The sequence below is a fragment of the Limnohabitans sp. TEGF005 genome, from assembly GCF_055394835.1.
The window spans coordinates 2584243-2608429 of the sequence record NZ_AP029226.1; the positions used below are offsets into that span (position 1 = coordinate 2584243).

The 24187-nt window shown below is 54.9% G+C and carries 37 protein-coding genes and 5 tRNA genes; 4 read left to right on the forward strand and 38 right to left on the reverse strand.

Features of this window, described 5'->3' with window-relative positions; all coding sequences use genetic code 11:
* Positions 1 to 16 precede the first annotated feature (16 nt).
* From rplA to rpe, 20 genes are all read right to left on the reverse strand, one after another.
* Positions 17 to 712, reverse strand: coding sequence for a 50S ribosomal protein L1 (gene rplA / locus ACZ5RG_RS12680; protein WP_019430859.1), 696 nt, complete (start codon positions 710 to 712; stop codon positions 17 to 19).
* Positions 713 to 1144: a 50S ribosomal protein L11 gene (gene rplK / locus ACZ5RG_RS12685; protein WP_019430860.1), complete on the reverse strand. Its 432-nt coding sequence runs from the start codon at positions 1142 to 1144 to the stop codon at positions 713 to 715.
* Between the two features lie 142 nt (positions 1145 to 1286).
* Positions 1287 to 1868: a transcription termination/antitermination protein NusG gene (gene nusG, locus ACZ5RG_RS12690; protein ID WP_019430861.1), complete on the reverse strand. Its 582-nt coding sequence runs from the start codon at positions 1866 to 1868 to the stop codon at positions 1287 to 1289.
* Positions 1868 to 2251 carry a preprotein translocase subunit SecE gene (secE, locus tag ACZ5RG_RS12695; protein WP_315135151.1) on the reverse strand — a complete coding sequence of 128 codons (384 nt, stop codon included), beginning with the start codon at positions 2249 to 2251 and terminating at the stop codon, positions 1868 to 1870. The genes nusG and secE overlap by 1 nt, the downstream gene beginning before the upstream one ends.
* A gap of 98 nt (positions 2252 to 2349) precedes the next feature.
* Positions 2350 to 2425: transfer RNA gene (locus ACZ5RG_RS12700), tRNA-Trp, on the reverse strand.
* Positions 2426 to 2436: 11 nt separating this feature from the next.
* Entirely contained in the window at positions 2437 to 3627 is a 1191-nt protein-coding gene (gene tuf / locus ACZ5RG_RS12705) for an elongation factor Tu (RefSeq protein ID WP_298602839.1), read from the reverse strand.
* Between the two features lie 72 nt (positions 3628 to 3699).
* Positions 3700 to 3774 (reverse strand) — tRNA-Thr (locus ACZ5RG_RS12710).
* A gap of 30 nt (positions 3775 to 3804) precedes the next feature.
* Positions 3805 to 3878 (reverse strand) — tRNA-Gly (locus ACZ5RG_RS12715).
* An 85-nt stretch (positions 3879 to 3963) separates the two neighbouring features.
* Positions 3964 to 4049 (reverse strand) — tRNA-Tyr (locus ACZ5RG_RS12720).
* Positions 4050 to 4111: 62 nt separating this feature from the next.
* Positions 4112 to 4873, reverse strand: a complete 762-nt coding sequence (locus tag ACZ5RG_RS12725) for a uracil-DNA glycosylase (RefSeq protein WP_409418289.1) — start codon at positions 4871 to 4873, stop codon at positions 4112 to 4114.
* Positions 4873 to 5661 carry an indole-3-glycerol phosphate synthase TrpC gene (trpC, locus tag ACZ5RG_RS12730; RefSeq protein ID WP_298597731.1) on the reverse strand — a complete coding sequence of 263 codons (789 nt, stop codon included), beginning with the start codon at positions 5659 to 5661 and terminating at the stop codon, positions 4873 to 4875. The genes ACZ5RG_RS12725 and trpC overlap by 1 nt, the downstream gene beginning before the upstream one ends.
* Positions 5654 to 5794 (reverse strand): hypothetical protein, encoded by a 141-nt coding sequence (locus ACZ5RG_RS12735; RefSeq protein WP_298597728.1) that lies wholly within the window; start codon positions 5792 to 5794, stop codon positions 5654 to 5656. Before ACZ5RG_RS12735 ends, trpC begins: the two co-directional genes overlap by 8 nt.
* 3 nt (positions 5795 to 5797) lie before the next feature.
* A complete protein-coding gene (gene trpD / locus ACZ5RG_RS12740) occupies positions 5798 to 6826 on the reverse strand; it encodes an anthranilate phosphoribosyltransferase (protein ID WP_298597725.1) in 1029 nt (342 codons plus the stop codon).
* A gap of 37 nt (positions 6827 to 6863) precedes the next feature.
* The gene (locus tag ACZ5RG_RS12745) at positions 6864 to 7544 is read right to left on the reverse strand and encodes a LysE family translocator (protein ID WP_464447258.1); all 681 of its coding nucleotides are present in this window, start codon (positions 7542 to 7544) and stop codon (positions 6864 to 6866) included.
* A 12-nt stretch (positions 7545 to 7556) separates the two neighbouring features.
* The gene (gene ltaE, locus ACZ5RG_RS12750) at positions 7557 to 8624 is read right to left on the reverse strand and encodes a low-specificity L-threonine aldolase (RefSeq protein ID WP_464447259.1); all 1068 of its coding nucleotides are present in this window, start codon (positions 8622 to 8624) and stop codon (positions 7557 to 7559) included.
* Complete coding sequence (locus tag ACZ5RG_RS12755; protein ID WP_464447260.1) at positions 8621 to 9202, reverse strand: anthranilate synthase component II; 582 nt, start codon at positions 9200 to 9202, stop codon at positions 8621 to 8623. Before ACZ5RG_RS12755 ends, ltaE begins: the two co-directional genes overlap by 4 nt.
* Positions 9203 to 9204: 2 nt before the next feature.
* A complete protein-coding gene (trpE, locus tag ACZ5RG_RS12760) occupies positions 9205 to 10704 on the reverse strand; it encodes an anthranilate synthase component I (RefSeq protein ID WP_312262138.1) in 1500 nt (499 codons plus the stop codon).
* Between the two features lie 29 nt (positions 10705 to 10733).
* A complete protein-coding gene (locus ACZ5RG_RS12765; protein WP_312262139.1) occupies positions 10734 to 10859 on the reverse strand; it encodes a hypothetical protein in 126 nt (41 codons plus the stop codon).
* Between the two features lie 112 nt (positions 10860 to 10971).
* Positions 10972 to 11700 carry an HAD-IA family hydrolase gene (locus ACZ5RG_RS12770; RefSeq protein WP_464447261.1) on the reverse strand — a complete coding sequence of 243 codons (729 nt, stop codon included), beginning with the start codon at positions 11698 to 11700 and terminating at the stop codon, positions 10972 to 10974.
* A 4-nt stretch (positions 11701 to 11704) separates the two neighbouring features.
* Positions 11705 to 12385, reverse strand: a complete 681-nt coding sequence (rpe, locus tag ACZ5RG_RS12775) for a ribulose-phosphate 3-epimerase (protein WP_298597707.1) — start codon at positions 12383 to 12385, stop codon at positions 11705 to 11707.
* 29 nt (positions 12386 to 12414) lie between these two features.
* Between rpe and apaG the strand changes: the two genes are divergently transcribed.
* From apaG to ACZ5RG_RS12795, 4 genes are read left to right on the forward strand one after another with little or no spacing between them, the layout of a single operon-like run.
* Complete coding sequence (gene apaG, locus ACZ5RG_RS12780; RefSeq protein WP_298597704.1) at positions 12415 to 12807, forward strand: Co2+/Mg2+ efflux protein ApaG; 393 nt, start codon at positions 12415 to 12417, stop codon at positions 12805 to 12807.
* 35 nt (positions 12808 to 12842) lie between these two features.
* Positions 12843 to 13802 (forward strand): thiamine-phosphate kinase, encoded by a 960-nt coding sequence (gene thiL / locus ACZ5RG_RS12785; protein WP_464447262.1) that lies wholly within the window; start codon positions 12843 to 12845, stop codon positions 13800 to 13802.
* Positions 13799 to 14341 carry a phosphatidylglycerophosphatase A family protein gene (locus ACZ5RG_RS12790; protein ID WP_464447263.1) on the forward strand — a complete coding sequence of 181 codons (543 nt, stop codon included), beginning with the start codon at positions 13799 to 13801 and terminating at the stop codon, positions 14339 to 14341. The genes thiL and ACZ5RG_RS12790 overlap by 4 nt, the downstream gene beginning before the upstream one ends.
* On the forward strand, positions 14334 to 14807 hold the full coding sequence (locus ACZ5RG_RS12795; protein ID WP_464447264.1) for a CinA family protein: 474 nt from the start codon (positions 14334 to 14336) through the stop codon (positions 14805 to 14807). Before ACZ5RG_RS12790 ends, ACZ5RG_RS12795 begins: the two co-directional genes overlap by 8 nt.
* A gap of 73 nt (positions 14808 to 14880) precedes the next feature.
* Here ACZ5RG_RS12795 and ACZ5RG_RS12800 read toward each other — a convergent pair.
* The 18 genes from ACZ5RG_RS12800 to rplN form a co-directional block, all read right to left on the reverse strand.
* Positions 14881 to 14957 (reverse strand) — tRNA-Met (locus ACZ5RG_RS12800).
* A gap of 18 nt (positions 14958 to 14975) precedes the next feature.
* Positions 14976 to 15362: a 50S ribosomal protein L17 gene (gene rplQ, locus ACZ5RG_RS12805; protein WP_464447265.1), complete on the reverse strand. Its 387-nt coding sequence runs from the start codon at positions 15360 to 15362 to the stop codon at positions 14976 to 14978.
* Positions 15363 to 15444: 82 nt separating this feature from the next.
* Complete coding sequence (locus tag ACZ5RG_RS12810) at positions 15445 to 16437, reverse strand: DNA-directed RNA polymerase subunit alpha (protein ID WP_108285862.1); 993 nt, start codon at positions 16435 to 16437, stop codon at positions 15445 to 15447.
* A 100-nt stretch (positions 16438 to 16537) separates the two neighbouring features.
* Complete coding sequence (gene rpsD, locus ACZ5RG_RS12815) at positions 16538 to 17161, reverse strand: 30S ribosomal protein S4 (RefSeq protein WP_019429280.1); 624 nt, start codon at positions 17159 to 17161, stop codon at positions 16538 to 16540.
* A gap of 86 nt (positions 17162 to 17247) precedes the next feature.
* The gene (rpsK, locus tag ACZ5RG_RS12820) at positions 17248 to 17652 is read right to left on the reverse strand and encodes a 30S ribosomal protein S11 (protein ID WP_019429279.1); all 405 of its coding nucleotides are present in this window, start codon (positions 17650 to 17652) and stop codon (positions 17248 to 17250) included.
* Between the two features lie 19 nt (positions 17653 to 17671).
* Positions 17672 to 18037, reverse strand: coding sequence for a 30S ribosomal protein S13 (gene rpsM / locus ACZ5RG_RS12825; RefSeq protein ID WP_019429278.1), 366 nt, complete (start codon positions 18035 to 18037; stop codon positions 17672 to 17674).
* A 24-nt stretch (positions 18038 to 18061) separates the two neighbouring features.
* The gene (gene rpmJ, locus ACZ5RG_RS12830) at positions 18062 to 18175 is read right to left on the reverse strand and encodes a 50S ribosomal protein L36 (RefSeq protein ID WP_011481465.1); all 114 of its coding nucleotides are present in this window, start codon (positions 18173 to 18175) and stop codon (positions 18062 to 18064) included.
* A gap of 198 nt (positions 18176 to 18373) precedes the next feature.
* The gene (secY, locus tag ACZ5RG_RS12835; RefSeq protein WP_298597690.1) at positions 18374 to 19693 is read right to left on the reverse strand and encodes a preprotein translocase subunit SecY; all 1320 of its coding nucleotides are present in this window, start codon (positions 19691 to 19693) and stop codon (positions 18374 to 18376) included.
* Between the two features lie 22 nt (positions 19694 to 19715).
* Positions 19716 to 20147 (reverse strand): 50S ribosomal protein L15, encoded by a 432-nt coding sequence (gene rplO / locus ACZ5RG_RS12840; protein WP_026036521.1) that lies wholly within the window; start codon positions 20145 to 20147, stop codon positions 19716 to 19718.
* A 10-nt stretch (positions 20148 to 20157) separates the two neighbouring features.
* Positions 20158 to 20340 (reverse strand): 50S ribosomal protein L30, encoded by a 183-nt coding sequence (gene rpmD / locus ACZ5RG_RS12845; protein ID WP_019429275.1) that lies wholly within the window; start codon positions 20338 to 20340, stop codon positions 20158 to 20160.
* 14 nt (positions 20341 to 20354) lie between these two features.
* Positions 20355 to 20873, reverse strand: coding sequence for a 30S ribosomal protein S5 (gene rpsE / locus ACZ5RG_RS12850; protein WP_019429274.1), 519 nt, complete (start codon positions 20871 to 20873; stop codon positions 20355 to 20357).
* 17 nt (positions 20874 to 20890) lie between these two features.
* Positions 20891 to 21256 (reverse strand): 50S ribosomal protein L18, encoded by a 366-nt coding sequence (gene rplR, locus ACZ5RG_RS12855; protein ID WP_019429273.1) that lies wholly within the window; start codon positions 21254 to 21256, stop codon positions 20891 to 20893.
* 11 nt (positions 21257 to 21267) lie between these two features.
* Positions 21268 to 21801, reverse strand: a complete 534-nt coding sequence (rplF, locus tag ACZ5RG_RS12860) for a 50S ribosomal protein L6 (RefSeq protein WP_026036520.1) — start codon at positions 21799 to 21801, stop codon at positions 21268 to 21270.
* A gap of 13 nt (positions 21802 to 21814) precedes the next feature.
* Positions 21815 to 22210, reverse strand: a complete 396-nt coding sequence (rpsH, locus tag ACZ5RG_RS12865) for a 30S ribosomal protein S8 (RefSeq protein ID WP_019429271.1) — start codon at positions 22208 to 22210, stop codon at positions 21815 to 21817.
* 18 nt (positions 22211 to 22228) lie between these two features.
* Positions 22229 to 22534 (reverse strand): 30S ribosomal protein S14, encoded by a 306-nt coding sequence (rpsN, locus tag ACZ5RG_RS12870; RefSeq protein WP_026036519.1) that lies wholly within the window; start codon positions 22532 to 22534, stop codon positions 22229 to 22231.
* Between the two features lie 8 nt (positions 22535 to 22542).
* Complete coding sequence (rplE, locus tag ACZ5RG_RS12875; RefSeq protein ID WP_298597736.1) at positions 22543 to 23082, reverse strand: 50S ribosomal protein L5; 540 nt, start codon at positions 23080 to 23082, stop codon at positions 22543 to 22545.
* Positions 23083 to 23084: 2 nt separating this feature from the next.
* A complete protein-coding gene (rplX, locus tag ACZ5RG_RS12880; protein ID WP_019429268.1) occupies positions 23085 to 23405 on the reverse strand; it encodes a 50S ribosomal protein L24 in 321 nt (106 codons plus the stop codon).
* Positions 23406 to 23414: 9 nt separating this feature from the next.
* Positions 23415 to 23783 (reverse strand): 50S ribosomal protein L14, encoded by a 369-nt coding sequence (gene rplN / locus ACZ5RG_RS12885; protein WP_019427444.1) that lies wholly within the window; start codon positions 23781 to 23783, stop codon positions 23415 to 23417.
* Positions 23784 to 24187 lie beyond the last annotated feature (404 nt).

Consider the following 24187-nt stretch of genomic DNA (forward strand, 5'->3'; position numbering starts at 1 on the left):
CTCAAATTTCACGCAATCAAGCTGCGATGGATTGTGTGTCGACGCGAACGCCCACACCCATGGTCGAAGACACGGCCACTTTGCGCAGGTAAACACCTTTGCTGGTCGCAGGCTTGGCTTTCACCAAGGCTTCGATCAATGCAGCCAAGTTGCCTTGCAACTTGTCGGAGTCGAATGAACGACGGCCAATGGTGCCGTGCACGATACCGGCTTTGTCAACGCGGAACTGGACTTGACCAGCTTTGGCATTGCGCACAGCGGTAGCGACGTCAGGCGTGACGGTGCCGACTTTGGGGTTAGGCATCAAGCCACGTGGGCCCAAAATCTGACCCAAAGTACCCACAACGCGCATCGCGTCAGGAGCAGCAATCACCACGTCGAATGGCATGTCACCCGCTTTGACCATCGCGGCCAAATCGTCCATGCCGACGATGTCAGCACCAGCGGCGCGGGCTTCGTCAGCCTTTGCACCTTGTGCGAACACAGCCACGCGGGCAGTTTTACCAGTGCCGTTAGGCAACACGACAGCGCCGCGAACCACTTGGTCAGACTTCTTGGCATCGATGCCGAGTTGCACAGCCACGTCGATGGACTCATCGAATTTGGCATTGGCGCACTCTTTGACGATGACCAAAGCGTCGGCCAATGGGTACAGCTTGTTGCTGTCCACTTTGCCAACAAAGGCTTTTTGCTTTTTAGTGAGTTTGGACATTTACACGCCCTCCACATTCACGCCCATGGAGCGGGCAGTACCAGCGATGGTGCGAACGGCTGCGTCCATGTCGGCGGCAGTCAGATCTTTCATCTTGGTTTTGGCGATTTCTTCCAGCTGAGCGCGGGTGATCTTGCCAACCTTTTCCAGACCTGGCTTGGTCGAAGCCTTGTCGATCTTGATGGACTTCTTGATCAAGGTAGCTGCAGGCGGCGTCTTGATGATGAAGGTGAAGGACTTGTCTGCAAACGCAGTGATGACCACTGGCAATGGCAGGCCCGGCTCAACGCCTTGGGTCTGGGCGTTGAACGCCTTGCAGAATTCCATGATGTTCAAACCACGTTGACCCAATGCTGGGCCAATTGGTGGCGATGGATTGGCTTTACCAGCTGGCACTTGCAGCTTGATGAAGCCGACGATTTTTTTCGCCATGCTTTTCTCCTTGCGGGTTTTAACGCCCAAGACCTGTCGGTCTGGAGCTCCCCGGGGTTAACGACTCAGAAATATTGTTGGGTGCCGAGTCGGGAAGCACCAAACAGAAAACAAATAAACCAGTCAGGTTCTGAGCAAAAATTTACGTTTTTTCGACTTGACCGAACTCGAGCTCAACCGGTGTAGCGCGACCAAAAATGGTGACAGAAACACGCATCTTGTTGCGCTCGTAATTGACTTCTTCAACCGTTCCGTTGAAATCCGTGAATGGACCTTCTTTGACGCGGATGTACTCACCCACCTCAAATTCGACTTTGTGGCGCGGCTTATCAGTGCCCTCTTGCATCTGACTCACAATTTTCTGAACGTCTGCTTCAGAAATTGGCGCTGGACGGTTTTTGGCGCCCCCCACAAACCCAGTGACCTTGTTGGTGTGCTTGACCAAATGCCAAGTTTCATCGTCCATCACCATTTCCACCAGCACGTAACCAGGGAAAAATTTGCGTTCGGTCGTCCGCTTTTGGCCATTTTTGACTTCCACAACCTCTTCGGTTGGAACCAAAATGCGACCAAACTTGGTCTCCATGCCCGAGCGTGCGATCCGCTCAATGATGTTGCGCTCAACCGCTTTTTCCATGCCGGAATAGGCATGAACCACATACCACTTCAGGTCTGGGTTGGTAGAGGAGCCCGCCATCGGCGCGTTGACTACTGCATCGTTCATTATTTTTTCCACCCGAGAATCAGATCGTAAAAAACCCATTCCAGAGTTTTGTCGGTGAGCCACAGAAACAGGGCCATCACCACCACAAAGGCAAAGACATAAGCCGTGATCTGCATGGCTTCTTTGCGCTCAGGCCAGACCACTTTCTTGACTTCACGCACGGCATCACGGCCAAAAGCGATCAGTTGACGGCCCGATTCAGACGTGAAGAAAACCACAATCGCTGCCACCAAGCCCAACAACAGGCCACCCCATTGGGCCAAGCTGCCTTTGCCGGCCAACATGTAATAAGCCACCAATGCAGCAATGACCAGTGCGCCAGCCAATGCCAGACGCATCTTGTCACCGGTAGCACTCACGGTTTGAACTTCGGACGTTGCCATACGGCTTAAAACCTTTGTTGAGCCCTCTTTCAAGAGGACTCTTATCAGACAAGGAAGCCCGCTAGAGTCTAGCGGGCTTGAAAATCCACCTTTTCAGGTGGCAGGGGCAGTAGGAATCGAACCTACAACCTTCGGTTTTGGAGACCGACGCTCTGCCAATTGAGCTATACCCCTACATGAAACCTTTAAGCGATGATCTTGGCAACGACGCCAGCACCAACCGTGCGGCCACCTTCGCGGATGGCGAAGCGCAAGCCTTCTTCCATCGCAATGGGGTTGATCAACTTCACAGTGATCGACACGTTGTCACCAGGCATCACCATCTCTTTACCTTCTGGCAATTCGATCGCACCGGTCACGTCAGTCGTACGGAAGTAAAACTGCGGACGGTAGTTGTTGAAGAAAGGCGTGTGACGGCCACCTTCGTCTTTGGACAAGACATAGATCTCGCCCGTGAAGTGGGTGTGTGGCTTGATCGAGCCTGGCTTGCACAGCACTTGGCCGCGCTCGACGTCTTCGCGCTTGGTGCCGCGCAACAAGATACCGACGTTGTCGCCAGCTTGACCTTGGTCCAGCAGCTTGCGGAACATCTCAACGCCTGTGCAAGTGGTCTTGACAGTGTCTTTGATACCCACGATTTCGATTTCTTCGCCAACTTTGACAATACCGCGCTCGATACGGCCAGTCACCACAGTGCCGCGACCAGAGATGGAGAACACGTCTTCCACAGGCATCAAGAAGGCGCCGTCCACGGCACGCTCAGGCGTAGGGATGTAGTTGTCCAGTGCATCAGCCAACTTCATGATGGCTTCTTCACCCAATGGGCCTTTGTCGCCTTCGAGAGCCAACTTGGCAGAACCCTGGATGATCGGTGTGTCGTCGCCTGGGAAATCGTACTTGGACAGGAGTTCGCGAACTTCCATCTCGACCAATTCCAACAATTCAGCGTCGTCCACCATGTCGCACTTGTTCAGGAACACGATGATGTAAGGCACGCCCACCTGACGAGCCAACAAGATGTGCTCACGGGTCTGAGGCATTGGGCCGTCAGCAGCGGAGCAAACCAAAATAGCGCCGTCCATCTGAGCAGCACCAGTGATCATGTTTTTCACATAGTCAGCGTGGCCTGGGCAGTCAACGTGAGCGTAGTGACGATTTGCGGTTTCGTACTCCACGTGCGCAGTGTTGATCGTGATACCACGGGCTTTTTCTTCGGGTGCTGCGTCGATCTGGTCGTACGCCTTGGCCGAACCACCAAATTTGACTGCCAACACGGTCGTGATAGCAGCTGTCAGTGTGGTTTTGCCGTGGTCAACGTGACCGATGGTGCCCACGTTGACGTGGGGTTTGGTCCGTTCGAATTTCTCTTTTGCCATATCTTCGACTCCGAAAGTAGTGGTCAACAACCAAGACAGAGGGCGCACAACCTGCATTGCGCGCCCCAAAACTGGTGCCCTTGGCGGGAATCGGACCCGCGACCTCTCCCTTACCAAGGGAGTGCTCTACCACTGAGCCACAAGGGCAAAATCTTCTTACAAACTCAACCGGATGACTGGAGCGGGAAACGGGAATCGAACCCGTGTCATTAGCTTGGAAGGCTAAGGTTCTACCATTAAACTACTCCCGCACTGATTGCGCCGCACGAGTGGATGCGACGCCAATGCTTGGAACCATTTCCAATTACTCAAATCAACCGACATAAGCCAGTTTGCTGGTGGAGGAGACTGGATTCGAACCAGTGTAGGCGTAAGCCAACAGATTTACAGTCTGCCCCCTTTAGCCACTCGGGCACCCCTCCAGAAGCGAGTCTCAGATTATGCCATCCTTTTTTGATCCGCCGCAAGTTCGATCACAACTTTTTCACCATTCGACAGGTTTTTCTCCGATTCGCGCCCAAAATGCGTTCGCTTGCAAGAAGTGACCGCAACCTATGAAAGGCACAGGCGGCCGCATGGCCGATAACGGTGACGGGTGATTGGCTTGCAAAATCAAATGCCGCCCCTGCGGGTCTACGGCATCGATCAACTGCTTTTTAGCCTGTGCATGAGCGCCCCACAGCATGAACACGACCGGGTGCTGGCTTTTTGCCACGGAAGAGACCAGCGCATCGGTCAAACTCGCCCAACCCCAACGGGCGTGACTGGCCGCCTGCCCGGCCTCTACAGTTAAACAGGTGTTCAGCAACAACACACCTTGCCGGGCCCACCGCTCCAAAGATCCATGGACAGGAGCAGGAAGACCAAGGCTTCGCTGCAACTCTTTGAAAATATTCCGCAAGCTGGGGGGTAGGCGTACGCCATGAGACACCGAAAATGCCAAGCCCTCTGCCTGGCCTGGGCCGTGGTAAGGGTCTTGCCCCAGAATCACCACCCGCACCTGACTCAATGGAGTCAAGGTCAGCGCCCTGAATGGCTCTGGCGGATAAACCATCTTTCCAGCCGCCAGCGCATCGACCAAATGCGCTGACAAGGACAGTCCATCTGGCGAAGCCAGGAAAGCCCGAACCAACAAAGCCCAATCGGCATTGAGCGCCAGCAAATCGGGCGGCCACTGCAACAGACGCCCAGCGGCCATAGGCGCGTCTTCAAAACCCAAGCTTTGTTGAGCCGACACGCTGGACATCAGCCAAATAGCTTGGCCAAGGCCTCACCGGGCTCGGCTGCACGCATAAATGCCTCGCCCACCAAAAAGGCATGCACCTTGGCTTCGCGCATGCGCTTGACGTCTTCGACCGTCTGAATACCGCTTTCGGTCACCAACAAACGGTCGGCGGGCACACAGGGCAACAAGTCAAGGGTGCTCTGCAGGGAGACTTCGAAGGTTTTCAGATTGCGGTTGTTGATCCCGACCAAGCGGGTTTTCAGCTTCAGCGCGCGGTCAAGCTCAGCGCGGTCGTGCACCTCCACCAGCACAGCCATGTCCAAGCTGCGGGCCACGGCCTCCATGTCAGCCATTTGCGCATCGTCCAAGCAGGCAGCGATCAGCAAAATGGCGTCAGCCCCCATCGCCCGGGCTTCATACACCTGGTAGGCATCGATCATGAAATCCTTGCGCAACACGGGCAAGTCGCAACTGGCTCGGGCTTGTTTCAGAAAGTCCACACTGCCCTGAAAGAACTGTTTGTCTGTCAAGACAGACAAACAAGCCGCTCCATGCTCGGCATAGCTTTGCGCAATGTCAGCAGGAATGAACTCAGCGCGCAGCACGCCCTTGGATGGACTGGCTTTTTTGATTTCGGCGATCACAGCAGCTTGTCCTGCGGCAATTTTGGCGCGCATGGCCCCCTCAAAGTCTCGGGTCAGTACACGGCTCTCAGCATCAGCCCGCACCACGGCCATGGGTTTCTGCTTTTGTGCCGCGGCAACTTCCTCACGCTTGACTGCGATGATTTGGTCAAGGATGTCAGTCATGGTTTTTTTCCTGTACGGGCTCGGTGGCACCGTTTTTCAAAATTCGAACAAAAATGCGGTGCATCACCAACCCGACCACCACAAACAAAGCAGAGACGCCCAAGGCGATCCACACACCTTCACCTTGCCACATGGGTCAAACCGCCGATTGGCCAAAGGCCACAAATTGCGCCAGCTTGGCTTTGGCTGCCCCGGACTCAATGGCCACACGGGCGCGCGCCAAGCCGTCGGCAATGCTGTCAGCCACATTGGCCGCATACAAAGCAGCACCGGCATTGATCATGACGATGTCCCTTGCTGCACCGGGCTGATTGTCCAGCACGCCGCGCAACATCGCCATCGACTGCTCAGGCGTGTCCACTTTCAAGGCCCGGTTGCTGGCCATGGTCAAACCAAAATCTTCGGGGTGAATTTCGTATTCTGTGATCTGGCCGTTTTTAAGCTCGCCCACCAAAGTGGCTGCACCCAAGCTGATTTCGTCCATGCCATCACGGCCATAAACCACCACCGCATGCTGGGCACCCAGACGTTGCAAGGCACGCACCTGGATGCCCACCAAATCTGAATGGAACACGCCCATCAGAATGTTGGGAGCACTGGCCGGATTGGTCAGCGGCCCGAGGATGTTAAAAATGGTGCGCACACCCAGCTCTTTGCGCACCGGAGCCACGTTTTTCATGGCCGGATGGTGGTTAGGCGCAAACATGAAGCCAATGCCGACCTTTTCGATGGAGCGTGCGATTTGCTCAGGCGACAGATTGATGTTGCCACCCAGGGCCTCAACCACATCGGCGCTGCCCGATTTGCTGCTGACGCTGCGCCCACCATGTTTGGCGGTTTTAGCCCCAGCAGCAGCGGCCACAAACATGGCGCAGGTCGAGATGTTGAAAGTGTGAGCGCCGTCACCTCCCGTTCCAACGATGTCGACCAAGTGCGTGGCATCGGCCACATGCACTTTGGTCGAGAACTCGCGCATGACCTGGGCTGCGGCAGTGATCTCGCCAATGGTTTCTTTTTTAACGCGCAAACCCGTCAACAATGCGGCAGTCATGACGGGCGACAACTCGCCATTCATGATCATGCGCATGATTTTGAGCATCTCGTCATGAAAAATCTCGCGGTGCTCGATGGTGCGTTGCAACGCTTCCTGGGGGGTGATGGGCATAGGGTTTCCTTGCGATGAATCGAAGAGGTTGAACGCGTCAATGCGTGGGCGCTTCCGTCAAGGCCAGCTTGAGACCGAAGCCCACAAACATGAAGCCCGTCAAGCGGTCAAGGTGTTGCAATCCACGCTGCAACAAGCGAGCACGTTGGGACAACCAAGAGGCTGCCAGCGCCCAGGCCATGCAAATCAGCAAGCCATTGAAATTGAACAAACACCCGAGCAACACAAAGGTCCATGCGGGATCAGGCGTATTGGTCGGAATGAATTGCGGCACGAGGGCCAAAAAAAACAAGGCCACTTTGGGGTTCAAGACATTGGTGGTAAACGCCTTGAGGAAAACCCAACGCAAAGCAGCGGCTTCGGGCGTCTTCGTGCGCGCACCCTGGGCCGGCAAGATACCACCTGCATCCCAGGACACGTTGACCAGCTTGACAGTGGTCCACAGCAAACGCACGCCGATCCACATCAGGTAAGCCGCCCCCAACCATTTGATCGCGTTAAAAGCTGCGGCAGAAGTGGCCAGCAAGGCTCCCACGCCCAAAGCCGCTGCCGCCACATGCACAAAACACCCGGCCGTGATGCCACATGCTGCCACCAAGCCTGCACGCACACCGCCACGCAAAGACTGGCTGACGATGAAAAGCACATCAGGTCCTGGCGTGAGATTGAGCAGCACGCCCGCCACCATGAACATCCAGAGTTGCTGTGCGTCCGGCATGGTTGATGCGGCTCAGTAAACGCCTGAGCGCACAAGACCTTGCGCCGCTTCGCGGGTTTGTTTGCGCATGAATTGACGAATACAGTCCAACGCATGGTCAATGCCTGCTAGGTCTACATTCAGATGCGTGACAAAGCGCAAACCGATCAGCCCCGTGGCCAGAACGCCCTGGGCTTTCAAGGCTTCCAGTAGCGCCGGGCCTCGGCCATCGGCCACCTCCACAAACACGATGTTGGTCTGGGCCGAGCGCACGTGCAAACCCTCTATGCCCTGCAGGCCTTGCGCCAGACGCTGTGCCAAAGCATGGTCGTCGGCCAATCGATCGACATGGTGATCCAGCGCGTGCAAAGCCGCTGCCGCCAACACACCCGACTGCCGCAAACCACCGCCCAGCACCTTGCGCCAACGAAGCGCTTTGGCGATCAGTTCACGCGAGCCACACAGGGCCGAGCCCACCGGCGCGCCCAAGCCTTTGCTGAAGCACACCGACACGCTGTCGAAATGGTCCACGATGCGGCGAACGCTGTCCATCACCGCACCGCCTTGGGCGTCGGCAACCGCCGCATTGAACAATCGGGCACCATCCAGATGTGTGGTCAAACCGTGCTGCCTGGCCAGCTGTGTGGCTTGCGCCAGGTAGTCTTGCGGCATGACGTGCCCGTTCCAAGTGTTCTCCAACGCCAGCAAGCGCGTGCGCGCAAAGTGACAGTCGATCGGTTTGATGGCTGCCGCGATGTCGGTCAGCGCCATTTCGCCTTGCGCGTTTTGTACGAGCGGCTGCGGCTGGATGCTGCCCAAAACAGCCGCCCCACCACCTTCATAGCGGTAGGTGTGGGCGTTTTGTCCCACGATGTACTCGTCGCCTCGTTCGCAATGCGCCATCAAGGCGCACAGATTGCTTTGCGTCCCAGAGGGCATGAACAAGGCGGCCTCTTTGCCGGTGATCTGCGCGATGCGTTCTTGCAAGGCATTGACCGTGGGGTCATCACCAAACACATCGTCACCCAGAGGGGCTGTGAGCATGGCTTCCCGCATCGCCGCAGTGGGCTGGGTGACGGTGTCGCTGCGCAAATCGATCATGGCCGTTCCAGAAAGTTCTTGAGCATCGCGTGACCGTGTTCGGTCAAGATGGATTCGGGATGGAATTGCACCCCCTCAATGTCGAGTTCGGTGTGACGCACGCCCATGATTTCGCCATCTTCGGTCCATGCCGTCACCTTCAGGCAGGGCGGACAGGTGGCCCGCTCAATCGCCAGCGAGTGGTATCGGTTGACGGTGAATTGCTGCGGCAAGTCTGCAAAAACACCTTCTTGGGTGGTCGTGATGACACTGGTTTTGCCGTGCATCAGCTTTTGCGCACGAACAATCTTGCCGCCAAACGCTGCGCCAATGCTCTGGTGCCCCAGACACACGCCCAAAATGGGCAACTTGCCCGCGAAATGTTGAATCGCCGCCACCGAAATGCCCGCCTCGGCAGGCGAACAAGGGCCAGGTGAAATCACCAAGCGATCAGGTTGCCGCGCGGCAATCCCCTCTAGGGTGATTTCGTCGTTACGAAACACCTCCACCTCCGCGCCCAGCTCACCAAAATACTGCACGATGTTGAAGGTGAACGAGTCGTAGTTGTCGACCATCAGGAGTTTGATTTTTTTCGCCATGATCACTCCAGCCCTTCTTCTACCAACTCACTCGCCCGCAACAAGGCGCGCGCCTTGTGTTCGGTTTCGCGCCATTCCATCTCGGGCACCGAATCGGCCACCACGCCCGCTGCCGCCTGCACATACAAAGTCTGGTCCTTGATGACGGCGGTGCGGATGGCAATGGCCACATCCATATCGCCCGCATAGCTGATGTAGCCACAAGCGCCGCCGTAAATGCCGCGCTTGACGGGCTCAAACTGGTCGATCAGCTCCATGGCGTGCACCTTGGGGGCACCCGTCAGGGTGCCGGCAGGGAAAGTGGCTTTGAGCACATCCATGTTGCTCATGCCCTCATTGAGCATCCCCTCGACGTTGCTCACGATGTGCATCACATGGCTGTAGCGCTCCACGACAAAGGCCTCAGTCACCTTGACGGAACCGATCTGGGCAATGCGCCCAATGTCGTTGCGGGCCAAATCGATCAGCATCACATGCTCGGCCCGCTCTTTGGGGTCGTTGATCAGCTCATGCTCGGCGGCCTTGTCTTTTTCGGGTGTTGCACCACGGGGGCGCGTGCCGGCCAGTGGGCGAATGATGACTTTGGCGCCCTCTTCGGTTTGCTCTTGTCGCACCAAGATCTCAGGACTGGCCCCGACCACATGAAAGTCGCCGAAGTTGTAGAAGTACATGTACGGGCTAGGGTTGAGCGACCGCAGCGCCCGGTACAAGGACAGCGGGCTTTCGGTGTAGCGCTTCTTGATGCGCTGGCCCACTTGAACCTGCATGAAGTCACCCCCGGCAATGAGATCCTTGGCTTTTTCCACGGCGGCGATGTAGTCGGCCTTGGCAAAGTCACGCTCGGCCGGATAAGACTGACTGGCTTTGACCACCGGCGCGCTGACCGAGTATTTGAGTTGCTCTTTCAGGTCGCGTAAGCGTTTTTTAGCGCCCACGTAGGCCTCGGGCATGGCCGGGTCGGCATAGACGATCAGGTAAAGCTTGCCCGACAGGTTGTCGATGACTGCCAGCTCTTCGCATTGCAAAAGCAAGATATCGGGCGTGCCCAAGGTGTCGGGCGGACAGGATTTCTCGAGTTTTTTCTCAATGTAGCGCACCGCATCGTAGCCAAAGTAGCCCGCCAGACCGCCACAAAAACGCGGCAAGCCCGGACGCAAGGCCACCTTGAAACGTTTTTGGTACTGCTCAATAAAATCCAGCGGGTTTCCCTCTGCGGTCTCGATCACCACGCCATCGCGCACCACCTCGGTCTTGGCCTCTGCACCAAAACCACTGGCACGCAACAGGCTGCGTGCAGGCAGGCCAATGAAGCTGTAGCGGCCGAAACGCTCACCGCCCACCACCGACTCCAGCAAGAAACTGTACTTGCCGTTGTCTTTGGTGTGTGCCAGCTTCAGGTAAAGCGACAGTGGGGTTTCCAGATCCGCAAAGGCTTCCAGCATAAGAGGAATGCGGTTGTAGCCTTGACTGGCCAGGCTTTTGAATTCAAGTTCGGTGATCACGGCAAGAGCCTCCAAAGCGCTCAGCGACCTCAGTCGAGGTGCTTTTCATTCATCCAGGTGCCCAGCCGGTGCCGGGCGCGGGTGGCGGGCAAGGCCGCACAGTCAATGGGGTCAGGCTGGCTGACGCCAGGGCCAGGCTCCCTGGCCTTCCACATGGGAATGGCTCGGCAGGCTGGCTGCGCAGGAGTGGCTGTAGATGATGAACATGATGGTCTTAGTGTAGCAAAGCTGTGAGGCCGATTTTCGCCCTGGCAAAGTGCCCACCAACTAGACGGCACTCAAGTGAGCAGGCAAAGCAGCCAGTGAATCCAGCCATGCGGCGGCAGGGGTATCTTGTACCCGTTGGCCATGGTTATAGCCATAAGTCACCAACACCACGGGGCACCCAGCAGCATGGGCAGCTTGGGCATCGTTACTGGAGTCACCCACCATCAAGGTTCTGGCCATTGGTGTGCCCAAGGCCTCACATGTTTTGAGGATGGGTAAAGGGTCCGGTTTTTTGCGTTCAAAACTGTCACCGCCAAACACATGGCCAAAGAAATGGTCCAGCGATTTCTCTTTCAAAAGCGCCAAGGCAAACGACAGTGGCTTGTTGGTCAGGCAAGCCATTGGCAAGCCTTGCTCGGCGAACACCTGCAAAGCCTCCAGCACGCCAGGATATACATCAGCAAACTGGCCATTGATCTGAAGGTAATGGTGCTGGTAACGCTGCCAGGCCCGATCAAACAAGGCATCCACCGACAGGGCCGGACAGGCCTGACCGCCCCCCTTGACCTCGGATCGTGTGATCTGGTAAGCCAGCAACGTGCGGATCAGGTGCTCCGAGCCTTTGCCAATGGTCTGCTCGATCAGGGCGTTGGAGACCGGAGGCAAGTCCAGATCAGCCATGGTGCGGTGCAGGGCCACCTGAAAATCGCCCAAGGTGTGAACCATGGTGCCGTCCAGGTCAAAAATGACCGCTTCGATCTGCGTCAGATCCTGTAAAGGGCTGACCATCGCATCAGCCCAAGGCCACGCGCATTTGTTCGATCACGGCTTTGTAATCGGGCTTTCCAAAAATGGCACTGCCCGCCACAAAAGTGTCGGCACCTGCATCGGCAACACGGCGAATGTTGTCAACCTTGATGCCGCCATCAACTTCAAGGCGAATGTCGCGGCCGCTGGCGTCAATGAGTTTGCGTGCTTGTTCAATTTTGCGCAGGGCGGAATCAATGAAACTCTGCCCCCCAAAACCGGGGTTGACACTCATGATGAGGATCAAATCAATCTCGTCAATGGTCCACTCGAGCACGTCCAACGGCTCTGCCGGGTTAAACACCAAGCCCGCTTTGACGCCCTTGCTTTTGATCGCCTGCACACTGCGGTGCACATGCCCACTGGCATCTGGATGAAAGCTGATGAGGTCGGCACCGGCTTCCGCAAACGATGCAGCCAAGGCATCCACAGGGGAAATCATCAAGTGCACATCAATCGGTACAGCCACACCCGCTGCCGTTTTGGCATGCGGCTTCAAAGCCTGACAAATCATCGGGCCAAATGTGAGGTTGGGCACGTAATGGTTGTCCATCACGTCAAAGTGAATCCAGTCAGCACCTGCGTCGATGACGCTTTTGACTTCTTCGCCCAAGCGTGCGAAATCGGCCGAGAGGATGGAAGGGGCAATTCGGTAGGTCGTCGTCATCTCTGAATTGTCGCAGTTAACATGTCCAAATGTCTGCTCACACCGTTCAAATTGATGCGCTGCCCCAATACGAGGCAGATCAAAGCAACCCCCTTCAAGATATTTTTGCTTTTGCCTACACCATCACAGTGACCAACACGGGCACGGTGCCTGTCCAGTTGATCTCACGTCACTGGGTTATTCAGGATGAACGTGGGCATACAGAAGAAGTCAAAGGCTTGGGTGTCGTGGGTCAGCAGCCCTTACTGCGTCCCGGCGAGTCTTTTCAATACAGCAGCGGTTGCCGCCTGCGTGCCCCTAGCGGAACGATGCACGGCAGTTTCTTTTTTGTGGCCGAAGATGGACATCGCTTTGATGTGTCCATTGCCACATTTGTGCTCGAATCCTCGGATTCTGCCCTCGCAGGGCGCACACTCCACTGAACCCTGTTGAGTGACTTGCGGTTAAGCTCATAGTCATGGGTGAATTTGACCTGATTGAACGCTTTTTTAAACGCCCGCCACGACAGGCGGATATCGGCATTGGCGATGACTGCGCCATATGGTCACCACGCGCAGGACATCAACTGGCTTTTTCAGCCGACATGTTGGTCGAGGGGCGTCATTTTCTATCGACCGTTGACCCCTCCCGTCTTGGCCATAAAGCACTGGCTGTAAATCTGAGTGATCTGGCGGCTTGCGGCGCAAGCCCGCGAGCTTTTCTCTTGTCCTTGTCTTTGCCACGCGCAGATGAAATCTGGCTATCTGGTTTTTGCCAAGGCCTGCATCAATTGGCCGACGCACATGGATGTGAACTGATTGGCGGCGACACCACGCAAGGGCCTTTGAACATAGCGATCACCGTGATGGGCGATTTGCCGCAAGGGCAATCTATCTTGCGAAACGGTGCTCAGATTGGCGACGATTTGTATGTCAGTGGTCACTTGGGAGATGCTCGCTTGGCACTTGAAGCCTTTCGCGGCGCCATCAGCTTGCCACAAACTGTCTTTGATGCAGCCAGGTTGCGGATGGAGTTGCCCACACCCCGCGTTGCACTCGGGCAGGCCCTTCGCGGCATCGCCAACGCCATGGCCGACATCAGTGATGGCCTGCTTGGTGACTTGGGACATATCCTCAAAGCCAGCCGTGTGGGCGCTGAAATTGAATTGCCTTTGACGCAAACACTGATGCAAACCACCGACATTTGGGACTGTCCCGCCGATCTGTCCATGACTTGCACCTTGTCAGGTGGCGATGATTACGAGCTGGTGTTCTGCGCACCAGCCTCTGCATCGGCTCAAGTCAACGCAGCCGCACAGGCCTCTGGAACGCGTGTCACCCGCATTGGACGAATCACCGAATCTCAAAACCTGGTTTTACTGAATGAATTGGGCCAAAGCGTACACAACCCATTTCGATCGTTCGATCATTTCGCATGAACATGACTCAAGCCACAGCCTCTGAAGCTACCATTCAACAGCATAAGCCCAATGCAGCGTTCATGCTTTTGCATCCGGCACATGTCATTGCGCTGGGTTTTGGCTCTGGTTTGGCCCCTAAAGCGCCGGGCACGGTCGGGAGTCTTTGGGGTTGGTTATCTTGGCTAGTGCTCCAGAACTACCTGTCCCTGTCGGCACAAATTACATTGATTGTCTTTGGACTCCTTTTAGGCTGGTGGGCATGCACCGTCACGGCGCGCAATATGGGCATCAGTGATCCAGGATCCATCGTGTGGGACGAGATCATCGCCATATGGCTGATTTTTTATCTGGTCATGCCATCCAACTTTGGCGGGCAACTTGCGGCATTCGTCTTGTTCCGGTTTTTTGATGCGGCCAAACCCGGTCCTGTCGCGTGGGCGGATCAACTGTTCAAAGGATTTGGCTGGCGTGGTGGGTTTGGCATTATGTGGGACGATATCGTTGCGGCATTTTGCACACTGCTGACCCTCGCTTTGTGGAGGTGGTTTCATGCCTGACATGGCCCTGCGGGTGGCTGAGCGCTTAACCCGTTTGAAATGGATGCTGTCAACAGCAGAAAGCTGCACGGGCGGCATGATTGCAGCCCATTGCACCGACTTGGCAGGGTCCAGCGCTTGGTTTGACCGAGGATTTATCACTTACTCCAACGAAGCCAAGGCACAAATGCTGGGTGTTCCAAACGAACTCATTGCGGTTCATGGAGCGGTCAGCGAGCCCGTTGCACTCGCGATGGCGTTGGGTGCCGTTTATTGGTCTGGAGCACAGGCCTCTATTGCCGTCACTGGCGTAGCGGGCCCCAGCGGCGGCAGTCCTGAAAAACCAGTCGGCACAGTCTGGCTGGCATGGTGCATCAACGGTATTGTTTCAGCTGAAATCAAGCACTTTGACGGCAACCGCAATCAGGTCAGGCAAGCCACGGTGAAGCATGCGCTTCTGGGTCTGATCATGCGACTGCATGAGTAATCAGGCGAAAAGACTGCCAAAACGAAAAAACCCTCCGAAGAGGGTTTTTTGATATTCAACCGAAGTTGAAATTTGGTTGCGGGGGCCGGATTTGAACCAACGACCTTTGGGTTATGAGCCCAACGAGCTACCAGACTGCTCCACCCCGCGGTATCTTTGAATTATACCTTACTCTGCTGCTGTTTCAGCAGAAGAATCAGCACGATCAACCAATTCAACCAAAGCCATCGGTGCATTGTCACCCACGCGGTAACCCATTTTCAGGATGCGTGTGTAACCACCAGGACGCTTGGCAAAACGAGGGCCCAGATCGGCAAACAATTTGACGACGCTGTCACGGTCGCGCAGGCGGTTGAATGCCAAGCGCTTGTTGGGCAAGCTGTCTTCTTTGGCCAAAGTGATCATCGGCTCAATCACGCGACGCAGCTCTTTGGCTTTAGGGAGTGTTGTCTTGATGACTTCGTGCTCAATGAGCGAGTTCATCATGTTACGCAGCATGGCGAGGCGGTGCTCGCTGGTGCGGTTCAATTTACGGAGGCCGTGTCCGTGACGCATGGTGCTTTCCTTTCTTTATTAAACAAGCAGCCGTATCAGGTACTGCCCGTGCACACCCCGGAATTATTCCGGGAACTTTGTATTATCGCTTTTCCAAACCAGCTGGAGGCCAAGCTTCGAGCTTCATGCCCAAAGTCAGACCACGGGAAGCCAAAACTTCCTTGATTTCATTGAGCGATTTGCGACCCAGATTAGGGGTCTTAAGCAATTCATTCTCAGTGCGCTGGATGAGGTCGCCGATGTAGTAAATGTTTTCTGCTTTGAGGCAGTTGGCCGAACGGACAGTGAGTTCGAGTTCGTCCACAGGGCGCAACAAAATCGGATCGAAGCTGCCTGCACCACCGCGTTGAGCGGGCTCATTGAATGCAGACAATTCGCTGCCTTCAAGTTGTGCAAACACAGCCAATTGCTCGACGAGGATCTTGGCAGAAGAACGCACAGCGTCTTCAGCGGTGATGGCGCCGTTGGTTTCGATCTCGATGACCAACTTGTCCAAATCAGTGCGCTGTTCAACGCGAGCGCTTTCAACGGTGTAGCTCACGCGCTTGACCGGAGAGAACGATGCATCAAGAACAATGCGGCCCAAAGCTTTGGTAGGCTCGTCAGCAAAACGGCGCATGCTGCCGGGCACATAGCCACGACCTTTTTCAACCTTGATCTGCATGTCCAGCTTGCCGCCGTGGGACAAATTGGCAATGACGTGCTCAGGATTGATGATTTCAACATCGTGAGGAGTCTGGATGTCAGCAGCTGTGACAGCACCTTCGCCGTCTTTGCGCAGACTCAGAGTCACTTCGTCGCGGTTGTGCAGTTTAAAAACCACACCTTTGAGGTTCAACAGGATGTTGACGACATCTTCTTGAACGCCATCAATAGAAGAGTACTCATGCACAACACCAGCGATGGTGACTTCTGTGGCGGAGTAACCGACCATGGAAGACAACAAAACACGACGCAATGCGTTGCCGAGGGTGTGACCGTAACCACGCTCGAATGGTTCCAACGTGACTTTGGCACGGTTGGCGGCCAATTGTTCGACTTGGATGGCTTTGGGTTTCAACAGATTGGTTTGCATTCAGACTTCCTCTCAATACCCCCGGTTCGTTACACCGGTAAGGCTGATGAAGCACCCGGCCCACAATGCCTTGTGCGCCGGGAACGATTGAAACAACGAATTAACGTGAATACAGTTCGACGATCAACGATTCGTTGATGTCAGCTGCGAATTCATCGCGATCAGGGACCTTCTTGAAGGTGCCTTCGGCCTTGTCGGCATTGACTTCAACCCAAGCTGGCATGCCCACTTGCAAGGCCAACTGCAAAGCTTCAACCACGCGGTTTTGCTTTTTGGATTTTTCACGAACAGCGATCACGTCGCCGGCCTTGACCAAATATGAGGGGATGTTCACGGACTGACCGTTCACTGTAATAGCCTTGTGGGACACCATCTGACGCGCTTCAGCGCGAGTGGAGCCGAAGCCCATACGGTAAACCACGTTGTCCAAGCGGCACTCCAACAGGCCCAACAGGTTAGAGCCTGTATTGCCTTTGCGGCGATCAGCTTCAGCAAAGTAACGACGGAACTGCTTTTCGAGCACGCCATACATGCGTTTGACTTTTTGCTTTTCACGCAATTGCAGACCGTAGTCCGAAGTGCGCTGACCCGAAGTGCGACCGTGCTGGCCTGGCTTGGTATCAAATTTGGACTTGTCAGCGATCGAGCGACGTGCGCTCTTCAGGAACAGGTCCGTGCCTTCACGGCGTGAGAGTTTGGCCTTGGGGCCGAGGTAACGTGCCACTTGAAATCCTTTTATGCATCTACCGCATCAAAAAATGCGGGAGCCAGGCGATGCAAGCATGGCCTGGCGGTGGGCTTGGTTTGAAATTAGATACGACGACGCTTTTGAGGGCGGCAGCCGTTGTGCGGGACCGGTGTCACGTCAGCAATTGACGTGATGCGGATACCCAATGCACCCAGGGCACGAACCGAAGACTCGCGACCAGGGCCTGGGCCCTTGATTTCGACGTCCAAGTTTTTGATGCCTTGTTCTTGAGCTGCACGACCTGCAACTTCAGAAGCAACCTGAGCAGCAAAAGGTGTCGACTTGCGCGAACCCTTGAAGCCCTGGCCACCCGAAGAAGCCCACGACAAGGCATTGCCTTGGCGATCAGTGATCGTGATGATGGTGTTGTTGAACGACGCGTGAACGTGTGCAATGCCGTCAGCAATATTCTTGCGAACTTTTTTGCGAACACGTTGAGATGCGCTGTTTGATTGTGCTTTAGCCATAGTGGTCTCTCAATCCTGCTTATTTCTTCAGAGCCGCTGCGCCTTTGCGCGGACCCTTGCGAGTACGTGCATTGGTGCGTGTACGCTGACCGCGCATAGGCAAGCCACGGCGATGGCGGAAACCACGATAGCAACCAATGTCCATCAAACGCTTGATGTTCATGGTGGTTTCGCGACGCAGATCACCTTCGATGGTGAAAACTGCGATTTGATCGCGAATTTTTTCGAGATCAGCGTCCGTCAGATCTTTGATCTTTTTGGAATAAGCGATGCCAGAAGCTTCGCAAATTTGTCGAGCGCGGGTGCGACCAATACCGAAGATGGCTGTCAAGCCAATTTCAGCATGTTTGTGCGGCGGAATGTTGATGCCAGCGATACGTGCCATTTTCGTCCTCTAAAACTAATTCAATCAGCCTTGACGCTGCTTGTGACGTGGATCTGTACAGATCACACGAACAACGCCTTTACGGCGAATGATTTTGCAGTTGCGGCAAATTTTTTTCACCGAAGCCGAAACTCTCATGGTTTTCTCCTAAAACTCATCGTTACCCAGACCTTCTCAGACCAGGTGAAATTTTGTGGCCCTGCACAAAAGCACAGGGGTTTTTTACCGAAACCTATCCACCTGCTCCAGAATTTAGAAATTCTGTTCGGTGCTTGATCTCAACAAATGATCATTCGAATCTTCGCAGTCACAAAATGCGCACATCTTGTTCACTGATCAGGATTTGAAACTGGCTTTCTTCAAAAGCGAATCGTATTGTTGAGACATCAAATAATTTTGCACCTGAGCCATGAAATCCATGGTCACGACCACAATGATCAGCAACGATGTGCCACCAAAGTAAAACGGAACATTATATTTCAGAATCAGGAACTCGGGCAACAGACACACAAATGTGATGTATGCAGCCCCAGCCATTGTCAAACGCAACAAAATCTTGTCGATGTAACGTGCTGTTTGATCACCTGGGCGAATGCCCGGAATGAAAGCACCACTCTTTTTGAGGTTGTCTGCTGTTTCGCGGCTGTTGAAAACCAAGGCCGTGTAGAAAAAACAGAAAAACACAATGGCTGCAGCGTACAACATGACATAGATCGGTTGACCTGGTGTCAAGCTGCTCGAAACATCCTTGAAGAAGCGAACCACAACACTGTCTGTTTCACCGGAACTGAACCAGTTGATGACGGTTGCAGGCAACAAGATGATCGATGAGGCAAAAATCGGAGGAATCACACCCGCCATGTTTAGCTTGAGCGGTAAGTGCGACGATTGACCACCGTACACCTTATTGCCGACCTGACGTCGAGCGTAATTCACCAATATTTTCCGCTGTCCACGTTCAACGAACACCACGAAGTAAGTCACGAGGACCACTACAGCAATGATCAACATGGATACCAGAGGATTCATGGCGCCTGTGCGAACAAGCTCAAACAAACCACCCAAAGCACTTGGCAAGCCGGCCGCAATACCAGCGAAGATCAGAATGGAAATACCATTGCCCAATCCACGCTCAGTGATCTGCTCACCCAGCCACATCAAAAACATGGTGCCAGCAGTCAAACTGACCACTGCCGTCATCCGGAAGCCAAAGCCTGGATTGATCACCAATCCTGCCGAAGCTTCTAATGCCACCGCAATGCCCAGTGATTGAAACACCGCCAAGCCCAATGCACCAAATCGTGTGTACTGAGTGATTTTGCGACGTCCTGCCTCACCTTCTTTCTTCATCTGCTCGAAGGCAGGAAGAACGTAAGTCAACAACTGCATCACAATGGATGCAGAAATGTACGGCATGATGCCCAGCGCGAACACGGTAAACCGTGACAAAGCACCACCCGAGAACATGTTGAACAAGCTCAAGATGCCGCCTTGCTGACCATTGAACAGCTGCTTCAGCTGCTCAGGATCAATGCCAGGAACTGGAATGTGTGCGCCCGCACGGTAGACCACCAGCGCGAGCAGCAAGAATACCAGCCGACGACGCAGGTCGCCGAACTTGTCCCCTTTGGCTGTCTGATTAGCGCTGGTTGCCACGATGTGTCTCGCCTATCAACATTCAGGCTACGGAGCCACCAACGGCTTCGATCGCAGCTTTGGCACCAGCTGTCGCACCAATGCCTGTCAATTTGACGGCCTTAGCGAGTTCGCCAGTATTGATCACCTTGACCACTTTGGCCATCTGTGAAACCAAGCCAGCCTGCTTCAGTGTCAACACATCCACTTCAGCCAAGTCCAAACGGGACAAGGTTGTCAATGTGATTTCTGCGTTGTACTTGAGCAAATGTGACTTAAAGCCGCGCTTGGGCAGACGACGCTGCAAAGGCATTTGACCGCCTTCGAAGCCCACCTTGTGGTAGCCACCCGAACGGGATTTTTGACCTTTGTGACCACGGCCGGCGGTTTTACCCAGACCCGAACCGATACCACGGCCAACGCGACGCGCTGCGTGCTTGGAGCCTTCTGCGGGCTTGATGCTATTGAGTTCCATCATCGGCCTCTCAGAGAACTTTGACCAGATAGCTGATCTTGTTGATCATGCCGCGCACTGCGGGTGTGTCCTGCAGCTCACTCACGGAGTTGAGCTTGCGCAGACCCAAACCACGGACTGTGGCGCGGTGCGAAACTTTGGTGCCAATCGGGCTGCGAACCAGTTGGACTTTCACGGTTGATTGTGTCGTCATGTTCGATCTCCGGTTCAGCCGAACAACTCTTCAACGGACTTGCCACGTTTGGCAGCCACGTTGGAAGCTGTTGTGCAATTGGACAATGCGTCCAGAGTGGCACGAACCATGTTGTAAGGGTTGGACGAACCATGGCTCTTGGCCACGATGTCGGTGATACCTACCACTTCGAACACTGCGCGCATAGGACCACCAGCAATGATGCCGGTACCCTTAGGGGCTGGAGCCATCATGACGCGGGCTGCGCCGTGGTGACCGTGAACTGCATGGTGAATCGTGCCATTTTTGAGGTGGACTTTGGCCAGGTTGCGACGGGCTTCTTCCATCGCTTTTTGCACGGCTGCTGGCACTTCTTTCGATTTGCCCTTGCCCATGCCCACTTTGCCATCGCCGTCACCGACCACGGTCAACGCTGCGAAACCCAAGATACGGCCACCCTTGACCACCTTGGTCACGCGGTTGACCGCGATCATCTTTTCGCGCAGACCGTCTTCAGGACCGTCGCTCTGCGGTTTTGCTGTAAATTTAGCCATTTGTAACTCCGATCCGTTTAGAACTGCAGACCTGCTTCACGGGCTGCTTCGGCCAAAGCCTTGACACGACCGTGGTAAGCGAAACCTGCGCGGTCGAAGGCGACCTTCTCAACGCCAGCAGCTTTTGCTTTTTCAGCAATGCGCTTGCCAATGACTGCGGCAGCAGCGGCATTGCCACCTTTGCCTGTAGCGCCCAGAGCCGTGCGCACTTCGGCTTCGGCTGTTGAGGCACTGGCCAACACTTTGGTACCACAGCCAGAGATAACGCTGGCGTAGATGTGCAGGTTGGTGCGGTTCACGGTCAAACGTGCCACGCCTTGCTGTGCAATGCGGATGCGTGTTTGACGTGCACGACGGAGACGCTGCTCTTTCTTGGTCAACATGATGCAGCTCCTTATTTCTTCTTAGTCTCTTTGATCGTGATCTTCTCATCCGAATAACGGATGCCCTTGCCTTTGTAAGGCTCAGGAGGACGAACAGCACGGATCTCAGCAGCAATTTGGCCAACACGTTGACGGTCGGCACCCTTGATCACGATTTCGGTCGCGGTCGGAGTGGCCACCGTAATGCCAGCAGGCATATCGATGTTGACAGGATGTGAATAACCAACAGCCAGGTTCAATTTGGCGCCAGAGGCAGCCGCCTTGTAACCCACACCGACCAGGTTCAACTTCTTCTCGAAGCCTTTGGTCACGCCAGTCACCATGTTGTTCACCAGCTGACGCAAGGTGCCGCTCATGGCATTGGCTTCACGTGAATCATTGGCGGGGGCAAAGCTCAGCTTGCCACCTTCGTTGCTCACGGTCACCAGCATGTTGGATGCGATGGCCAATTGACCACCAGCGCCCTTCACACTGATTTGATCTTGTTTGATCGACACATCCACACCAGCGGGGATGGTCACAGGCATTTTTCCTACGCGGGACATTCTTTTTCTCCCTTTAAGCGACGTAGCACAGCACTTCGCCGCCGACACCGGCTGCACGCGCTTTGCGATCAGTCATCACGCCCTGGGGTGTGGTGACGATGGCCACGCCCAAGCCGTTTTGGACTTGAGGAATAGCATCACGGCCTTTGTACACACGCAGGCCTGGACGGCTCACGCGCTCGATACGCTCGATGACCGGACGGCCAGCGTAGTACTTCAGGGCAATTTCGAGAACGGACTTGCCGTCTTCGGTTTTGACTTGGAAGCCATCAATGTAGCCTTCATCTTTCAGCACTTGGGCGATGGCAACCTTCACTTTGGAAGATGGAACCAACACGATGGCTTTTGACACCATTTGTGCGTTACGGATGCGGGTCAACAGATCGGCAATAGGATCACTCATGCTCATGTTGTTATCTCCTGCCGATTACCAGCTGGCCTTGGTCACGCCCGGAATGTTGCCTGCAAAGGCTAATTCACGGATCTTGGCGCGACCCAGACCAAATTGACGGAACGTACCGCGTGGGCGACCGGTGATTGCACAGCGGTTGCGTTGACGGGTCGGGTTGGCGTTGCGCGGAAGCTTTTGCAGACCCAGACGGGCGGCTGCACGCTCTTCATCGCTGCGCTTGGCATCGTTGGCGATGGCTTTAAATTCAGCGTATTTTTTCGCGAATTTAGCTGCCAGTTTTTCACGCTTGAGCTCGCGCTCGATCAAAGCTACTTTAGCCACGTGACACCTCAGTTCTTGAAGGGGAAGCGGAAAGCTGCCAAAAGTGCTTTGCACTCTTCGTCAGACTTAGCCGTTGTGGTGATGCTGATATTGAGACCACGCAAGGCATCAACCTTGTCATACTCAATCTCAGGGAAAATGATCTGCTCTTTAACGCCGATGTTGTAGTTACCACGACCATCGAACGCACGACCAGAAATACCACGGAAGTCACGAACACGAGGCAAAGCCACGGTCACGAAACGGTCCAGGAATTCATACATCTGAACGCCACGCAGTGTCACCATGCAGCCAATAGGCTGTTGCTCACGGATCTTGAAGCCGGCAATCGCTTTCTTGGCCTTGGTCACCACAGGCTTTTGGCCTGCGATTTTGGTCAAGTCGCTCACAGCGTGGTCCATGACTTTTTTATCAGCCACCGCCTCAGACACACCCATGTTCAAGGTGATCTTGGTGATGCGAGGAACCTGCATTGGCGACTTGTAGCCAAATTTGGCAATCAAGTCAGCAGAGATTTTCTCGCGGAAGAGTTGTTGCAAACGTGCCATGCTCATGCCACCTTGATTTCTTCGCCGCTTGACTTGTAAACGCGGACGCGTTTTCCATCAGCCTGCAGCTTGACGCCCACACGATCAGCCTTGCCAGTTGCAGCGTTGAAAATCGCCACATTGGATTGGTGAATCGGCATGGCCTTTTCGATAATGCCGCCAGTTGTACCCTTCATTGGGTTTGGCTTGGCATGCTTTTTGACGAGGTTTACACCCTCGATCAACAGGTGCGAGTCACTGGCGCGCAGCGACACTGTGCCGCGCTTGCCTTTGTCACGACCTGTGATGACGATGATTTCGTCGCCCTTGCGAATCTTGTTCATGGCGCGTCCTTACAGTACTTCAGGAGCCAGGGACACGATCTTCATGAACTTCTCGGTACGCAGTTCACGCGTGACCGGGCCGAAGATGCGGGTGCCAATAGGCTCCAACTTGGCATTCAGCAACACGGCTGCGTTGCCATCGAATTTAATGAGGGAGCCATCGCCGCGGCGAATGCCTTTGGCAGTACGAACCACCACAGCACTGTAGATCTCGCCTTTTTTGACGCGACCACGTGGGGCGGCTTCTTTGATGCTCACTTTGATGATGTCGCCAACACTTGCATAGCGACGCTTAGACCCGCCGAGCACCTTAATGCACAGCACGGACTTTGCGCCGGTGTTGTCGGCCACATCCAACCGAGATTCTGTCTGGATCATTTCTTTATTCCCAACTTGTATTTCTTGCCCGCCAGCCTTGCAGCCAACAAACAGAAATCAGTCTTGGACCCGTCATTCACGCTGCGAACCACTCGCAGCACTTCAGTTTGGGCAGATACCTACGCTTTTTGCAAAGCGAAGTCCTCTATTATGTCTGAAAAAACAGCCCTGCGCAACAAGTTGTCCAAATTATTTGCAATTAACAAGCAATCATGGACCCGTGAGTCACCTATTTAGCCCAGCCAAAGGGTTTGAAGCCCCTGCTTTAAATGGAACCGCCAGATGTGCGACGCCTTGCTGGAGTCGATGGCGTGCAAACTGCCGTCGGTGTGTTGCCATAGCGGCTGACGGCTGGCTGTCGCTTGTGCCAAAGGCCATGTGGCCACCCTCGACGCGGGCACGGA

Excerpts from the sequence above, each read along its gene's own strand:
- rplA (WP_019430859.1), bottom strand. The coding sequence starts at position 712 with ATGTCCAAACTCACTAAAAAGCAAAAAGCCTTTGTTGGCAAAGTGGAC.
- rplK (WP_019430860.1), bottom strand. The coding sequence starts at position 1,144 with ATGGCGAAAAAAATCGTCGGCTTCATCAAGCTGCAAGTGCCAGCTGGT.
- nusG (WP_019430861.1), bottom strand. The coding sequence starts at position 1,868 with ATGAACGATGCAGTAGTCAACGCGCCGATGGCGGGCTCCTCTACCAAC.
- secE (WP_315135151.1), bottom strand. The coding sequence starts at position 2,251 with ATGGCAACGTCCGAAGTTCAAACCGTGAGTGCTACCGGTGACAAGATG.
- tuf (WP_298602839.1), bottom strand. The coding sequence starts at position 3,627 with ATGGCAAAAGAGAAATTCGAACGGACCAAACCCCACGTCAACGTGGGC.
- ACZ5RG_RS12725 (WP_409418289.1), bottom strand. The coding sequence starts at position 4,873 with ATGTCCAGCGTGTCGGCTCAACAAAGCTTGGGTTTTGAAGACGCGCCT.
- trpC (WP_298597731.1), bottom strand. The coding sequence starts at position 5,661 with ATGACTGACATCCTTGACCAAATCATCGCAGTCAAGCGTGAGGAAGTT.
- ACZ5RG_RS12735 (WP_298597728.1), bottom strand. The coding sequence starts at position 5,794 with ATGTGGCAAGGTGAAGGTGTGTGGATCGCCTTGGGCGTCTCTGCTTTG.
- trpD (WP_298597725.1), bottom strand. The coding sequence starts at position 6,826 with ATGCCCATCACCCCCCAGGAAGCGTTGCAACGCACCATCGAGCACCGC.
- ACZ5RG_RS12745 (WP_464447258.1), bottom strand. The coding sequence starts at position 7,544 with ATGCCGGACGCACAGCAACTCTGGATGTTCATGGTGGCGGGCGTGCTG.
- ltaE (WP_464447259.1), bottom strand. The coding sequence starts at position 8,624 with ATGATCGATTTGCGCAGCGACACCGTCACCCAGCCCACTGCGGCGATG.
- ACZ5RG_RS12755 (WP_464447260.1), bottom strand. The coding sequence starts at position 9,202 with ATGGCGAAAAAAATCAAACTCCTGATGGTCGACAACTACGACTCGTTC.
- ACZ5RG_RS12765 (WP_312262139.1), bottom strand. The coding sequence starts at position 10,859 with ATGTGGAAGGCCAGGGAGCCTGGCCCTGGCGTCAGCCAGCCTGACCCC.
- ACZ5RG_RS12770 (WP_464447261.1), bottom strand. The coding sequence starts at position 11,700 with ATGGTCAGCCCTTTACAGGATCTGACGCAGATCGAAGCGGTCATTTTT.
- rpe (WP_298597707.1), bottom strand. The coding sequence starts at position 12,385 with ATGACGACGACCTACCGAATTGCCCCTTCCATCCTCTCGGCCGATTTC.
- apaG (WP_298597704.1), top strand. The coding sequence starts at position 12,415 with ATGTCTGCTCACACCGTTCAAATTGATGCGCTGCCCCAATACGAGGCA.
- thiL (WP_464447262.1), top strand. The coding sequence starts at position 12,843 with ATGGGTGAATTTGACCTGATTGAACGCTTTTTTAAACGCCCGCCACGA.
- ACZ5RG_RS12790 (WP_464447263.1), top strand. The coding sequence starts at position 13,799 with ATGAACATGACTCAAGCCACAGCCTCTGAAGCTACCATTCAACAGCAT.
- ACZ5RG_RS12795 (WP_464447264.1), top strand. The coding sequence starts at position 14,334 with ATGCCTGACATGGCCCTGCGGGTGGCTGAGCGCTTAACCCGTTTGAAA.
- rplQ (WP_464447265.1), bottom strand. The coding sequence starts at position 15,362 with ATGCGTCACGGACACGGCCTCCGTAAATTGAACCGCACCAGCGAGCAC.
- ACZ5RG_RS12810 (WP_108285862.1), bottom strand. The coding sequence starts at position 16,437 with ATGCAAACCAATCTGTTGAAACCCAAAGCCATCCAAGTCGAACAATTG.
- rpsK (WP_019429279.1), bottom strand. The coding sequence starts at position 17,652 with ATGGCTAAAGCACAATCAAACAGCGCATCTCAACGTGTTCGCAAAAAA.
- rpsM (WP_019429278.1), bottom strand. The coding sequence starts at position 18,037 with ATGGCACGTATCGCTGGCATCAACATTCCGCCGCACAAACATGCTGAA.
- rpmJ (WP_011481465.1), bottom strand. The coding sequence starts at position 18,175 with ATGAGAGTTTCGGCTTCGGTGAAAAAAATTTGCCGCAACTGCAAAATC.
- rplO (WP_026036521.1), bottom strand. The coding sequence starts at position 20,147 with ATGGAACTCAATAGCATCAAGCCCGCAGAAGGCTCCAAGCACGCAGCG.
- rpmD (WP_019429275.1), bottom strand. The coding sequence starts at position 20,340 with ATGACGACACAATCAACCGTGAAAGTCCAACTGGTTCGCAGCCCGATT.
- rpsE (WP_019429274.1), bottom strand. The coding sequence starts at position 20,873 with ATGGCTAAATTTACAGCAAAACCGCAGAGCGACGGTCCTGAAGACGGT.
- rplR (WP_019429273.1), bottom strand. The coding sequence starts at position 21,256 with ATGTTGACCAAGAAAGAGCAGCGTCTCCGTCGTGCACGTCAAACACGC.
- rplF (WP_026036520.1), bottom strand. The coding sequence starts at position 21,801 with ATGTCCCGCGTAGGAAAAATGCCTGTGACCATCCCCGCTGGTGTGGAT.
- rpsH (WP_019429271.1), bottom strand. The coding sequence starts at position 22,210 with ATGAGCATGAGTGATCCTATTGCCGATCTGTTGACCCGCATCCGTAAC.
- rplE (WP_298597736.1), bottom strand. The coding sequence starts at position 23,082 with ATGGCACGTTTGCAACAACTCTTCCGCGAGAAAATCTCTGCTGACTTG.
- rplX (WP_019429268.1), bottom strand. The coding sequence starts at position 23,405 with ATGAACAAGATTCGCAAGGGCGACGAAATCATCGTCATCACAGGTCGT.
- rplN (WP_019427444.1), bottom strand. The coding sequence starts at position 23,783 with ATGATCCAGACAGAATCTCGGTTGGATGTGGCCGACAACACCGGCGCA.